The sequence below is a fragment of the Streptomyces silvisoli genome, assembly GCF_029269905.1.
GTDB classification, from domain to species: Bacteria; Actinomycetota; Actinomycetes; order Streptomycetales; family Streptomycetaceae; genus Streptantibioticus_A; species Streptantibioticus_A silvisoli_A.
Window position 1 is genome coordinate 25,881 of the sequence record NZ_JARJBC010000014.1, and the last position, 12,062, is coordinate 37,942.

Here is a 12,062-nt window from a genome sequence, read left to right on the forward strand (position 1 = left end):
TGCCACGTCCGCGGTCAGCGCAGGGAGCGGCGGCGCCTGGAGCGCATCCGGGTGCGCAGGTAGACAAGGTCGACCAGGAACACGATCACGCCGATGACCAGCAGGTAGAACAGTCCCTTGATCACGGCGCCGATGATGCCCAGCACGATCGCCAGAATGACGATCAGCAGGAACAGTGCCATCCCATCCTCCTTCCGCGTCCGCTCACCGGCGGGCCAGCCGGCGTTCGCCACCGGAGCCGGTCTGGTACGCCAGTTCGTAGTGGGCGAACACCGCCGCCTCCTGAGCGGCCAGCAGTTCGCCGTCGGTCTCGATCCACGGCGCGTCCTTCACCTGTGCCTTGGGGTACCTGACCCGGAGGTACGACGGCCCGACCGTGGCTCCGCCCAGGGGTACGAAGACCAGGCGGCGCCGGGTGGGGATGCCGATCGTCACCGTGGCGAACGCGGGCTGGTCGGTGGCCGTGTCCACATAGACCGACTCCAGGAAGCCGATCTTCTTGCCCTGGTCGTCGACCACGTCGTGGCCGCGCCACTCCCGGATGTCGCCGGCCTCGAACATCGCTGCGCTCCCCATCTGCGTCACCGCACGGGCGGGGCGCCGGGGCATATCCCCGCATTCCGCCCTGTTTGCTTCTCCTACTGTGCACCGCTACCCGAAGCCACGCCCCTTCAGCGGGCAGGCGGGTACGGGCGTCGCACCTCGGGCAGCCGAACGGGCTACTCGGGCTCGTCGGTGAGCGCCTCCAGCACCGGGATCGCCGCGTGCAGGGCCGCGCACTGCTCGGCGGTGAGCCCGCCGATGCGCGCCGCCAGCATCTCCGAGCGCTCCCGGCGGATCTCGGCCAGCACCTCGCGGCCGTGCGCGGTGACCTCGATCAGCCAGGAGCGGCCGTCCTGCGGATCCGGGGCCTTGCCGACCAGACCGGCCGCCGTGAGCGGGGCCAGGGTCCTGGTCATCGAGGAGGCCGCCACCCGTTCGCGGGCCGCCAACTCACCCAGGCGCAGCGGACCGTGCTGTTCCACCCTGGCCAGCGCGGACAACTGGGCGAACGTAAGGCCCTGCCCACTGGACGCCTGAACCATCTGCCGGTGGATGCGGGCGATCGCCAGACGCAGCCGGGAGACCGTCGCGGGATCGATTCCGCCCAGTGCGTTCTGATCGGTCGCCTTGGAGCCGGTCGCCTTGGAGTCGGTCGTGTCCACCGCGCCCCTCCTCGGAGCCTTGACCGGGCGCTGGCCCGCCTGGTCAGCGGGTACGCGCCGTCGCGGAGTGTTGTTCGTTCACCGTATCCGTACCCTCGGCGCCCTCCGCCCGACCGCGCACCAGCGAGGCCAGCGCGGCCACCAGGGACATCGCGATCGCCAGGCAGAAGACCACCACCAGGCCGTCGTGGAACGGACCCGATATCAGGTGCGGAAAGAACTGACGCCCCGTCAGTACTGCGGCGTGGCCGGGCGGTAGCTGCCCCAGCACATGCGCTCCGAGCAGTTGCTGGACCGGGTTGTACCCAAGGAACGCGGCGAACAGCGTACCGACCGGAGGCAGCGCGGCGATGGCGTGCGCCGCCTGGGGTGGCACGCCCTGCGCGGTGAGGCCGCCGCTCAGCGCGGTGGGAAGCGAGCCCGACAGCCCGGCCACCATCAGGGAGAAGAAGACACCGATGGACAGCACCATCCCGGCGTTCTGGAAGGTGGCCCGCATGCCGGAGGCGGCGCCACGGGCCTCCGCGGGCACGCTCGACATGATCATCGACGTGTTGGGCGCGGAGAACAGGCCGCTGCCCAGCCCGTTGAGGAACACCAGCAGCGCGAAGGGCAGGTAGCCGAAGTCGGTGGGCAGCAGCAGGAGCCCGCCGAACGAGAGCGCGATCACCACCAGCCCGCCCGCCGCGAACGGCCGCGGGCCGAACCGGTCCGACAGGTGCCCGGCGATCGGCCCCGCCGCCAGGAAGCCGACAGTCAGCGGAATCAGGTATATGCCCGCCCACAGTGGTGTGTCGGCGTAGTCGTAACCGTGCAGCGGCAGCCAGATGCCCTGCAGCCAGACGATCAGCATGAACTGCAGTCCACCGCGGGCTATCGCCCCGAGCAGGGTTCCGGCGCTGCCGCCCGCGAAGGCGGCGTTGCGGAACAGCCGCAGCGGGAACATCGGCTCCGCGGACCTGGCCTCGATCACACCGAACAGCGCCAGCACCACGGTCCCGCCGAGCAGACCGGCCAGTACCCATGGGTTGGTCCAGCCCATTGTGGATCCGCCGTAGGGCTGGATGCCGTAGGTGATGGCGGCGAGCAGCGCCGTGAGGCCGACGGCGAAGGTGATGTTGCCCCACCAGTCGATCCGTGCCCGGCCGCGGATCCCGGTGTCGTGCAGCGAGCGGTACGCCCACACGGTGCCGAGCAGGCCGATCGGCACGTTGACCCAGAAGATGGAGCGCCAGTTCCACTCGGCGAGCAGCCCGCCCAGCAGCAGGCCGATGAACGAGCCGGAGATCCCGGCGACCACGTTGACGCCCAGCGCCATGCCGCGCTGGGAGACCGGGAAGGCGTCGGTGATGATCGCCGCGGAGTTGGCCATCAGCATCGAGCCGCCGACCGCCTGCGCGACCCGCCAGCCGATCAGCCACAGCGCCCCGGCGCCGCCGTGCAGCGGGTCGAGCGCGAGCACCACCGAGGTCAGGGTGAAGATCAGGAATCCGGCGTTGTAGATCCTGACCCGGCCGAAGATGTCACCCAGGCGGCCCAATGTGACCACCAGGACCGCGGTGACCAGCATGTAGCCCATGAGCATCCACAGCAGATAGCTGATGTTGCCTGGCTGGAGCGGGTCGAGGCGCAGTCCGTTGAAGATCGCGGGGAGCGAGATCAGCACGATGGAGCTGTTGATCATCGCGATCAGCGTGCCGAGGGTGGTGTTGGAGAGCACCACCCACTTGGCGCCGGGGTGGTCCTGGGCGGTCCAACGCATGTGCGCCTCCCGCGCGGGCTCGGGTGGCGGCGCGTCATCTGGAGGCCTGCGCTCGCGTGCCCCCGAGCCCCAAATAGTTAGCCGACGTAAAACAACTATGCGCCCGTGTCCGGGTGTGCGCAAGGGCGCGGGTTGTTCACACAATGGGACATGCAGTGGTTCACCGCGCCGGGGTACTGGCTGACCCGGCTGATCGTCCAACGGACGTTGGCCGCGCTGTACTTGGTGGCGTTCCTGGTGGCGGCCAACCAGTTCCGGGCGCTGCTCGGCGAGCGCGGGCTGCTGCCGATTCCGCGGTTCCTGACCTGGGCGCCGTTCCGCCGTGCGCCCAGCCTGTTCCACCTGCACTACTCGGATCGCTTCTTCGCCCTCACCGCCTGGACCGGTACGGTGGTGTCGGCCGCGATCATGGTGGGAGCGGCGGATCTCGTACCGCTGTGGGCCGCCATGCTGATGTGGCTGGTGCTCTGGGCGCTCTATCTGTCGATCGTCAACGTCGGGCAGCTCTGGTACGGCTTCGGCTGGGAGTCGCTGCTGCTCGAAGCGGGCGCCCTGGCGGTCTTCCTGGGCAACGCCCGCACCGGCCCGCCGGTGCTGGTGCTGTGGCTGTTCCGCTGGCTGGTGTTCCGGGTCGAGTTCGGCGCGGGCCTGATCAAGCTGCGCGGCGACCCGTGCTGGCGCGATCTGACCTGTCTGTACTACCACCATGAGACGCAGCCCATGCCGGGGCCGCTGAGCTGGTTCTTCCACCATCTGCCCAAGCCGCTGCACCGTGTCGAGGTGGGTGCCAACCATGTCGCCCAACTCGTGGTGCCGGTGGCACTGTTCACCCCGCAGCCCATCGCCAGCGTGGCCGCGGGGCTGGTCATCGTCACCCAGTTGTGGCTGGTGGCCTCCGGCAACTTCGCCTGGCTGAACTGGCTGACGATCGTCCTCGCGCTCGCCGCCGTGGACGGCTCGCGCGCCGCGGACGTACTGGGGCTGCCCAAGCCGCCCCCGCAGCCCGCCGCCCCCCTGTGGTTCGAGGTCCTGGTGCTGGCCTTCGTCGCGGGGGTGGCCGTCCTCAGCTACTGGCCCGCACGCAACCTCTTCTCACGCGGCCAGGTCATGAACTACTCGTTCAACCGGTTCCATCTGGTCAACGCCTACGGCGCGTTCGGCAGCATCAACCGGATCCGCACCGAGATCGTGGTCGAGGGCACCGACGAGCCGGAGATCACCCCCGACACGGTGTGGCGGGAGTACGGCTTCAAGGGGAAACCGGGCGACCCGAAGCGGCTGCCACGCCAGTGGGCGCCCTACCATCTGCGGCTCGACTGGCTGATGTGGTTCGCCGGGATGTCGTCCATCTACGCCGAGTCGTGGTTCCTGCCGTTCGCCGCCAAGCTGCTGCACAACGACCGGCCCACCCTCAAGCTGCTGCGGGACAACCCGTTCCCCGGCTCCCCGCCGACCCATGTCCGCGCCCGCCTGTACGAATACCGCTTCACCAACTGGCGGGAGTTGCGGCGCACCGGCGCGTGGTGGGAGCGCACGCTGATCCGCGAGTACCTGCCGCCGGTCACTCTGCGCAACCTCACTTCCGACGTGTATCACCCGTAAGCCAGCAAGGCGTTCTGGAACGGACACGGTGCGCGGTGCCAGACTGCGCCCGAGCACCTGCACGTCCTACGTACGGAGGGCCATGGCGAACGCAGTCATCATCGGGAGCGAGCGCAGCGAGGTCGGCCTGCCGGCGGGGATGGACGTGCTACGGCACGGTGGCTCCGCCCCGGACGCGGTGGAGGCCGCGATGCACCACTGCGAGGACAATCCGAACGACCATTACGTGGGCACTGCCGGACTCCCCAACGCCCAGGGGGTGGTGGAGCTGGACGCGTCGATGATGCTCGGCTCCACCCGGCGGTTCGGGGCGGTGGCGGCGCTGCGCGACTATCCGCACCCCATCTCGGTCGCCCGCGCGGTACTTGAGCAACTGCCGCAGCACTGCCTGCTGGTGGGCGAGGGGGCCGCGCTGTTCGCCCGCGAATGCGGCTTCGAGAAGGCCGAGTTGATCACCGAGAAGTCCCGGACGATGTGGCGCGAGCAGGTCGCGTGGTCCACCGCGTCGATCGAGGGAGAGAACACGGCGGCGCTCCCCGGGGACCACCACTACCGCGCCAACGCGGTGGAGTTGATCCGCCGGCTGGCACCGCACGCCGAGCCGTGGGGCACCATCAACATCATCGCCCTGGACTCCTCCGGCGAGATGTGCGTGGGCGTCTCGACGTCCGGTTTCCCCTACAAGTACCCGGGGCGGGTGGGCGATTCGGCGGTGCCGGGCGCCGGCAACTGGTGTGATCTGCGGGCGGGCGGTGCCGCCTGCACCGGGCGCGGTGAGCTGGCGATGCGTGGCGGCACCGCCCGTACCGTGGTCGACCTGCTGGCCGCCGGGCACGATCCCGGCGAGGCCTGCCACACCGCGCTACGGGACGCGGCCACACTGCCCGACGCGTTCCGCTCCGAGCTGCGGGCGCTGGCCCTCACCCCGGACGGCCGGCACGGCGGCGCGGCCGGACAGCCGGGCAGCACCTATATGGTGATGACCGCCTCCTCCACCGAGCCCGAGGCGCATCCGCGCAGGTCGCTGACCGATCCATGCTGAGCCGCCGCGCCGCGCGCCCTCGCCGGCGCGCCCCACGGGCGCGGCTGCGTCGGGGCGGCGGCACGGTCCGCCTCGGCCCAGGGGTCGTCCGCGTCGGGATCGCTGTACCAGCCGGTGCCGTCGAGGGAGGTCTCCAGCCAGTCGGCCAGGCTGTCGGAGTCGACGAACCAGGCGTCCGCCCAGTCGTCCTGGACCGCGTCGGGCTCGAACAGCAGCACGTTGCCCCGCGGGCTGCGGCAGTCCACGCAGGCGAGCATGCCGCACCCCCAGGTCAGGACCGGCACCACGCCCTCGGGCCAGAACCAGTCCCGGTCCCCGAGGTTGGGTGCCCGGCGGTCCCGGTAGGCGGCGGTGAGGGGTCCCGCCGTCTCACTCGACCAGTCGTCAGCGAGCGCTGACAGCCGGAACAGTCCGTACCCCGGCCCGAAGCCGCCATCGGCCACCTCCCGGTACAGCCGGTCCAGCAGGGGATGCAGCGGGAACCCCAGTATCCGCACGGCAGCCGCCAACTCCCCCTCGGACACCGGCGGTCGTAGCGGGGCACAGCGCTCCGTGGCGCGGGCGGTCACCCGGGCCAGGAGCCGGTCGTGGCGCGGCGGAGTCTCCATGCCGCCATGATGCCGTGGCCCACTGACAATCCGGCCCGGCCGCCGGGCGGTTGCCTGCGTGTGCGGCAGCCCGGCGGTGGCCGTCACTGCCGCAGCGCCGCCCTGTCCCCCATCACGATCACCGGGTGGGCGGCCGGGTCGAGCTTGCGCAGCAGCTCGACCATGTGCTCGCGGGACAGCGCCACGCAGCCGTGGGTCGGCCCCTGGTGGTCCACGTGCACCCACAGGCCGGCGCCGCGTCCCCGGCCGAGTGGTGTGCGCGGGTCGAGCGGTGAACTGCCCGGCACGCGGTTGTAGTCGATCGCCACCACGTAGTCGAAGGAGCCGGTGAGCGGCTCCCCTTCGAAGCCCGCCCCCACCGCGCGGAACGCCGGGGAGTGGTCGTACGGAAGCCTGGTGCCGGGGTTCGGGGCGAGTCCTCCGGCGGCGGTGAGGGAGAAGACGCCGATCGGGCTGCGCAGGTCGTCCATCCGGTGGGAGGGGGTCCAGCCGCGCAGTGCGTTGTGCGCGGTCCAGGTCTCGCTCGGGTGCCAGTCGCCGTGGTCGTCACGGCTCCACAGGGTCGCGGTGGACATCCACGAGCCCGGTCCCTGACCGACCACCACCAGGGCCTGCCGGGCGTTCGCCGGGATCGCCGAGCCGAACCGCGCGCCGATTCCGGGCAACCGCCGCACCGACGGCTGGGGTTGCGCGGCGGGCGGGGCGACCGCGTGGTGCGTGGGGCGCACCTCGGCGGACGCCGACCGGGTGGACCGGAACATGGCGCCCGGGTTGGCGTACAGGGCGGTGGTGCCCAGCACCCCAAGGCCGACGCCCGCGCAGATCAGCCAGGTCAGCCGGTCCCGATCCGGTGTCCTGTGCCGGGGCGGCCGACCGTCCGGCGGTCCGGCGCTCGGGCCGTCGTCCACCCTGTCCGGCCGCTCGGACACGTACCGGGTGCGCTGCTGCGGGGCGGCGGGCGCGCTGCGTGACCGGGGCTCCGGTCCGGCGGCAGGAGCGTATGGGGGCACGCCTCCTCCTTCGGGTCTGCGGTCTTCAGGGCTGCGTTCTACGGTCTGCGATCGGCGTGGTCGTACGGGTTCAACGAGCCAACCGCGTACGGAGCACGGCCTCTTGACTCACGGTCACTATTCGGTAACCCGGCGTCACTGGTTGACAGGGATCCCCTGCGCGCCCCGTGCTGGCCCGCCTCGGGCGGAGCCTCACCATAGGCATGAGGTCAGCCGAGCGCCCGCACCCCACGCCGGGGGTCAGCCGGAGGTGCTATCGAACCGGTCGGCTCACCTGGCGGGTACGGGCTCGACGGATCCGATGTACTCAAGGGTCCGCTCGGCGGGCAGCCGGACCAGCTGCGCCCAGTAGTAGATCACCAGGCTGAACGCCGCGATGATGGCGATGTCCCACCACAGCGGAACGCGGTCGGCCGCGCCGCAGGCCACGCGGGAGGCGGGTCCGGAGCTGCAGAAGCCGCCCTGCCAGGAGACCACGCCCATCCCGGTCAGATACACCGGCAGCCACTGCGCGGATCTCCAGTCCGGCCGCGGCGCCCTCGGGTTGAGCCTGAGCGCCGCGGAACAGCCCAGCAGCAGGTACCCGAGCACGATCGCCATGCCCAGCCGCCACAGGGTGTCCCAGCCCGCCCAGTAGATGATCAGGTTCGCCACGATGAACGCCACGGGCGCCCAGAACCCTCCGCCCGGCAGCCGGTAGGGGCGCGGCCGGTGCGGGTCCTGCCTGCGTAGGCAACCGAAGGCGAGCGGCGCGCCGGCGTACATCAACACGCTGGCGGAGGTGATGAATCCGACGAGCTTCTGCCAGGTGGGGAAGGGCAGGAAGACGATCAGTCCGATGGCGAAGGCGAACAGCAGGCTGAACCACGGCACTCCGCGCCTGGTCGTGCGCTCGAAGATCTCGGGTACATAGCCGTTGCGGGACAGGCCGTACGAGACACGGGATGTGGCGGTCACATAGATCAGCCCGGTGCCGGTGGGTGAGACCACCGCGTCGACGTACAGGAGCGCGGCGAGCCAGCCCAGCCCGATCGAGCCGGCCAGACCGGCGAACGGCCCGGCCTTGCCGCTGAACGTCAGGTTGGCCCAGCCGTGTACGAAGGCGCTGTGCGGCAGGGCGGCGATGAAGACCACCTGTAGGGCGGCGTATACCAGGGTGCCGATGAGGATCGAGCCGATCACAGCGCGCGGGATGTCCCTGGCCGGGTTGCGGCTCTCACCTGCGAGCTGGTCGGCCTGTTCGAAGCCGAGCAGGGCGAAGATGACACCACTGGTGCTCACCGCGGAGAGCACCCCCTTGGCTCCGAACGGGGCGAAGCCCTGGTGGGCGAAGTTGTCCGCGTGGAACCTGGCGGCGGCGAGCACCGCGATGGTGACCAGCGGAACGGCGATCTTCCACCAGGTCGCGGCGCTGTTGGTGTGGGCCAGCCATCTGACGCCCAGGAAGTTGACGACAACGAAGAAGGCCATGAACGCCACGGCCAGGCCGTAGCCGGACGCGGTGAGGTGGTTCTTGCCGGTCTGCACCCAACCGACATGCACGCTGAGGTAGTTGAGCGAGGCCATGACCTCGATCGGTGCCACGGTGACCGCCTGGAGCCAGGAGAACCAGCCGAAGGAGGCCCCCGCGACGCTGCCGAAGGCGTAGTGCGGGAACCGCGCGGTACCGCCCGCCACCGGATACATCGCCCCCAGCTCGGCGTGGACGAAGGCCAGCACGATGATGGCCAGCGCGCCGATCCCCCAGGACAGCAGTGCGGCGGTTCCGGCGGCCTGCGCCGCGTAGAGCGAGCCGAACAGCCAGCCCGAGCCGATGATGGACCCCTCCGAGGCCCAGATCAGGCCGATCACGCCGATGTCCCGCCGCAGCCCCGGGTTACTGGGCATCACATGAGCGTCCGCGGGTGACTCCATGCGCACTCACCCCTCACGCCCCGACGGGCCGTTCGCGCACCACCTCGCGGGCGCTCTTGTCATCGCGCAGGCCCAGGAAGCGGGGGTGCCGCAGCTTTCCGTCCCGGGTCCACTCGGTGAAGCCGACCTGCACGACCAGTTCGGGCCGCACCCAGTGCGCGGTGCGCTCCCGGACCTCATCGGCGAACGGCGAGTCGGGCTGTTCCAGCTCGTCCAGCCGTGCTCTGAGACGGCGCAGGGTGGCGGTGTCGAATCCGGTTCCCACCTTGCCCGCGTAGTGCAGTTCGCCGTCCGCGTAGTAGCCCACCAGCAGCGCGCCCAAGCCGACGCGGCTCCCGGACGGTTCGGTGAATCCGCCGACCACCATCTCCTGCCCGGCCGCGCACTTGAGCTTGAGCCAGTCCCTCGACCGGGTCTGCGCATAGCGCCCGTCGGCCCGCTTGGCGATCAGCCCCTCCCAGCCCCGCTCGCACGCCTGCCGCAGCAGGTCGGGGCCTCCGGTGTTGCGGTGGGTGGTGAAGCGCAGCGGCGACCGGAAGTCGATGGTGCGGCGCAGCAGCGACTTGCGGGTGCGCAGCGGGAGCCGTGTGAGGTCCTGGCCGTCCAGACGGAGCAGGTCGAAGAGGTAGTACGTCACGGCCACACCGCTCATCCGCACGTCGTGCGGCCTGGTCAGGCCCATCCGCCGTTGCAGCAGGGCGAAGTTGGTGCGTCCGTGCTCCAGGGCGACGATCTCGCCGTCCACCATGAAGTCCTGGCACTCCTGCCGCTCCAGGGCCTCGATGATCTCGGGGTAGGTGGCGTCCACGCGCCGCCCGGTTCGGGACAGCAGCCCGGTTTGGCCGTCCTCGCGGAAGCCCAGTGCGCGTACCCCGTCCAGCTTCCGTTCGAAGATCCATCCGTCGTCGAAGGACCGCCGGTCGCTGAGCACGGCCAGCATCGGGCGCACCTCGCGGGGGCGCGGGGCGGGACGCAGCAGGTCCCGCTGGTCCCGGGGCAGCCGCCGCAGCTCGTCGTTCATGACCGGCTGCCGTGCCAGTGGGCGCCGCCGGAGCGCTTGCGTCCCTTGCGGCCCGCCTTGGCGTCGGCCGCGATCTGCTTCAGCGTACGGTGGCTGCGCACCGACTTGGCGCGACTCGGCTCCGGGGTTCCGGCGCGGGAGGCGTACTCGTCGTCCTTCTTCACCAGTAGCCACGCCTCGGGGCGGATGCGGGTGAGGGCGAACCCGCCGTGCAGTTTCCTGCCGTCCAGCCAGAACGAGGCGTGGCCGTCGGCCAGTGCCGTGGCGAACGGGATCCGCTTGCCGTGGCGCTCGCTCAGATTGCGGTACGTGCCGGAGTCCCACACCAGCACGGTTCCGGTGCCGTACTGCTCGCCGTCGATGACGCCCTCGAAGTCGCGGTACTCCAGCGGATGGTCCTCGGTGGGAACGGCCAGCCGCTTGTCGTGGGGATCGGTGGACGGGCCCTTCGGGATCGCCCAGGACTTCAGCACTCCGTCGACCTCCAGGCGGAAGTCGAAGTGCCGGGTGCTGGCGTCGTGCAGTTGTACGACGTACCGGGACTCGCGCCCCTCGTCGCCCGGGCCTCCCTCGGGCTCCGGTGTCCGGGAGAAGTCGCGTTTGCGACGGTACTCCGCCAGCGAGTCTCGCGAGGTCATGGCGGTCGTCCTCCGGATAGGCAGTGGCCGCCGCGGACAGCGGGCACCGCCCGTGGCCCTCCCCTGTCACCCACCGTCACCCTCCGGGTCCGCGGACGCAAGCGCTGCGGCGGGCCGGCGGGCCGACCTCAGAGCTGGGAGAAGTCCCCGTGGCGCCCGGCGCCCGCGGTGAACCGGGCGGCTCCGCTGACCGCCTCCACCATGGCGGCCTGCCCGTGCCGCAGCTCCACGGCCATCGCCGCCTCCTCCGTCAGGCCGTCCTGGGCGAGGACGGAGGCCCGGTCGCCGCGCAGGCAGGTCTGCGGGAACCGGGCGATCTGGGCGGCGAGTTCCTCGGCGGCGGCGCGTGAACGGCCGTGTGGCACCAGGCGGTTGGCCAGGCCGATGGCGTGCGCCTCGGTGGCGTCCACGGCTCGGCCGGTGAGGATCAGGTCGAGGGCGCGGCTGGTGCCGATCAGCCGGGGCAGCCGTACGGTGCCGCCGTCGATCAGCGGTACGCCCCAGCGGCGGCAGAAGACACCGAACACCGCGTCCTCCTCTGCCACCCGCAGGTCGCACCAGAGGGCGAGTTCCAGTCCGCCCGCCACGGCGTGGCCGCTGACCGCGGCGATCACGGGCTTCGTCAGCCGCAGCCGGGTGGGACCCATGGGGCCGTCGCCGTCCGGCTCGACCCGGTTGCCGCGCTCGGTGCCGACCGCCTTGAGATCGGCGCCGGAGCAGAACGTTCCGCCCTCGCCCCACAGCACGGCGACCCGCGCCCGCGGGTCGGCGTCGAAGGCGCGGAACGCCTCGGCCAGCGCGGTGGCGGTGGCCCCGTCCACCGCGTTGCGGCACTCCGGCCGGGACAGCACGACCGTGGTGACCGGACCCTCGCGCTCGACGCGCACACTCATTCCCGCGGCTCCTCGGTCGCCCCAGCGGAATCGATACGCCGCACATCCTAGGCGGCGGCCCCCGGCACCCACGCTCCAGGCTGGCGAATCCCTTGACGGGCCATCACCACACCAGTTGAATCACGCCCTGAACTAAGTCCTGACCAAACTTCCGCCCGAGGAGGGCGATGTGGCCGGAGGACCGCACCCCACAGCACCGACCGGGAGCCACCGCCCGATCGGCGCTCTCGCGCCGCGCTGGCGCTGGTCGCGGGCGGCCTGTCTGGCCCTGGTGCCGGCGCACACCGCGAAGGCGGCCGGGGCTCCGCCGTGGCGCTTGGCCACCGTGGTCAACAAGAACAGCGGCGTCGCCACCGCCGTGCAGGAG

12 protein-coding genes are annotated in these 12,062 nt (G+C 71.2%); 2 read left to right on the forward strand and 10 right to left on the reverse strand.

Features of this window, described 5'->3' with window-relative positions:
• Nucleotides 1-14: 14 nt before the first annotated feature.
• The 4 genes from P3G67_RS21475 to P3G67_RS21490 all read right to left on the reverse strand — a co-directional run bounded on the left by P3G67_RS21475 (nt 15) and on the right by P3G67_RS21490 (nt 2,967).
• Nucleotides 15-182 carry a hypothetical protein gene (locus P3G67_RS21475; protein ID WP_269858599.1) on the reverse strand — a complete coding sequence of 56 codons (168 nt, stop codon included), beginning with the start codon at nt 180-182 and terminating at the stop codon, nt 15-17.
• Between the two features lie 22 nt (nt 183-204).
• Complete coding sequence (locus P3G67_RS21480) at nt 205-561, reverse strand: PRC-barrel domain-containing protein (protein WP_276094911.1); 357 nt, start codon at nt 559-561, stop codon at nt 205-207.
• 158 nt (nt 562-719) lie between these two features.
• Nucleotides 720-1,205 (reverse strand): MarR family winged helix-turn-helix transcriptional regulator, encoded by a 486-nt coding sequence (locus P3G67_RS21485; protein ID WP_276094912.1) that lies wholly within the window; start codon nt 1,203-1,205, stop codon nt 720-722.
• 43 nt (nt 1,206-1,248) lie between these two features.
• Complete coding sequence (locus P3G67_RS21490) at nt 1,249-2,967, reverse strand: MFS transporter (protein WP_276094913.1); 1,719 nt, start codon at nt 2,965-2,967, stop codon at nt 1,249-1,251.
• 150 nt (nt 2,968-3,117) lie between these two features.
• Here P3G67_RS21490 and P3G67_RS21495 point away from each other — a divergent pair, with 150 nt between their 5' ends.
• Nucleotides 3,118-4,569 (forward strand): lipase maturation factor family protein, encoded by a 1,452-nt coding sequence (locus P3G67_RS21495; RefSeq protein WP_276094914.1) that lies wholly within the window; start codon nt 3,118-3,120, stop codon nt 4,567-4,569.
• 82 nt (nt 4,570-4,651) lie between these two features.
• Nucleotides 4,652-5,611, forward strand: coding sequence for a N(4)-(beta-N-acetylglucosaminyl)-L-asparaginase (locus P3G67_RS21500; RefSeq protein ID WP_276094915.1), 960 nt, complete (start codon nt 4,652-4,654; stop codon nt 5,609-5,611).
• Here the strand turns inward: P3G67_RS21500 and P3G67_RS21505 are convergent.
• From P3G67_RS21505 to P3G67_RS21530, 6 genes are all read right to left on the reverse strand, one after another.
• Entirely contained in the window at nt 5,539-6,219 is a 681-nt protein-coding gene (locus P3G67_RS21505; RefSeq protein WP_276094916.1) for an SMI1/KNR4 family protein, read from the reverse strand. The genes P3G67_RS21500 and P3G67_RS21505 overlap by 73 nt on opposite strands.
• 83 nt (nt 6,220-6,302) lie before the next feature.
• Nucleotides 6,303-7,229, reverse strand: coding sequence for a L,D-transpeptidase family protein (locus tag P3G67_RS21510; RefSeq protein WP_276094917.1), 927 nt, complete (start codon nt 7,227-7,229; stop codon nt 6,303-6,305).
• A gap of 270 nt (nt 7,230-7,499) precedes the next feature.
• A complete protein-coding gene (locus P3G67_RS21515; RefSeq protein WP_276094918.1) occupies nt 7,500-9,116 on the reverse strand; it encodes an APC family permease in 1,617 nt (538 codons plus the stop codon).
• A 40-nt stretch (nt 9,117-9,156) separates the two neighbouring features.
• A complete protein-coding gene (gene ligD, locus P3G67_RS21520) occupies nt 9,157-10,164 on the reverse strand; it encodes a non-homologous end-joining DNA ligase (protein ID WP_276094919.1) in 1,008 nt (335 codons plus the stop codon).
• Nucleotides 10,161-10,802 (reverse strand): DNA polymerase ligase N-terminal domain-containing protein, encoded by a 642-nt coding sequence (locus P3G67_RS21525; RefSeq protein WP_276094920.1) that lies wholly within the window; start codon nt 10,800-10,802, stop codon nt 10,161-10,163. Before P3G67_RS21525 ends, ligD begins: the two co-directional genes overlap by 4 nt.
• Before the next feature lie 128 nt (nt 10,803-10,930).
• Complete coding sequence (locus P3G67_RS21530; RefSeq protein ID WP_276094921.1) at nt 10,931-11,695, reverse strand: crotonase/enoyl-CoA hydratase family protein; 765 nt, start codon at nt 11,693-11,695, stop codon at nt 10,931-10,933.
• Nucleotides 11,696-12,062: the final 367 nt, after the last annotated feature.

Excerpts from the sequence above, each read along its gene's own strand:
- P3G67_RS21475 (WP_269858599.1), bottom strand. The coding sequence starts at position 182 with ATGGCACTGTTCCTGCTGATCGTCATTCTGGCGATCGTGCTGGGCATC.
- P3G67_RS21480 (WP_276094911.1), bottom strand. The coding sequence starts at position 561 with ATGTTCGAGGCCGGCGACATCCGGGAGTGGCGCGGCCACGACGTGGTC.
- P3G67_RS21490 (WP_276094913.1), bottom strand. The coding sequence starts at position 2,967 with ATGCGTTGGACCGCCCAGGACCACCCCGGCGCCAAGTGGGTGGTGCTC.
- P3G67_RS21495 (WP_276094914.1), top strand. The coding sequence starts at position 3,118 with ATGCAGTGGTTCACCGCGCCGGGGTACTGGCTGACCCGGCTGATCGTC.
- P3G67_RS21500 (WP_276094915.1), top strand. The coding sequence starts at position 4,652 with ATGGCGAACGCAGTCATCATCGGGAGCGAGCGCAGCGAGGTCGGCCTG.
- P3G67_RS21505 (WP_276094916.1), bottom strand. The coding sequence starts at position 6,219 with ATGGAGACTCCGCCGCGCCACGACCGGCTCCTGGCCCGGGTGACCGCC.
- P3G67_RS21515 (WP_276094918.1), bottom strand. The coding sequence starts at position 9,116 with ATGCCCAGTAACCCGGGGCTGCGGCGGGACATCGGCGTGATCGGCCTG.
- ligD (WP_276094919.1), bottom strand. The coding sequence starts at position 10,164 with ATGAACGACGAGCTGCGGCGGCTGCCCCGGGACCAGCGGGACCTGCTG.
- P3G67_RS21525 (WP_276094920.1), bottom strand. The coding sequence starts at position 10,802 with ATGACCTCGCGAGACTCGCTGGCGGAGTACCGTCGCAAACGCGACTTC.
- P3G67_RS21530 (WP_276094921.1), bottom strand. The coding sequence starts at position 11,695 with ATGAGTGTGCGCGTCGAGCGCGAGGGTCCGGTCACCACGGTCGTGCTG.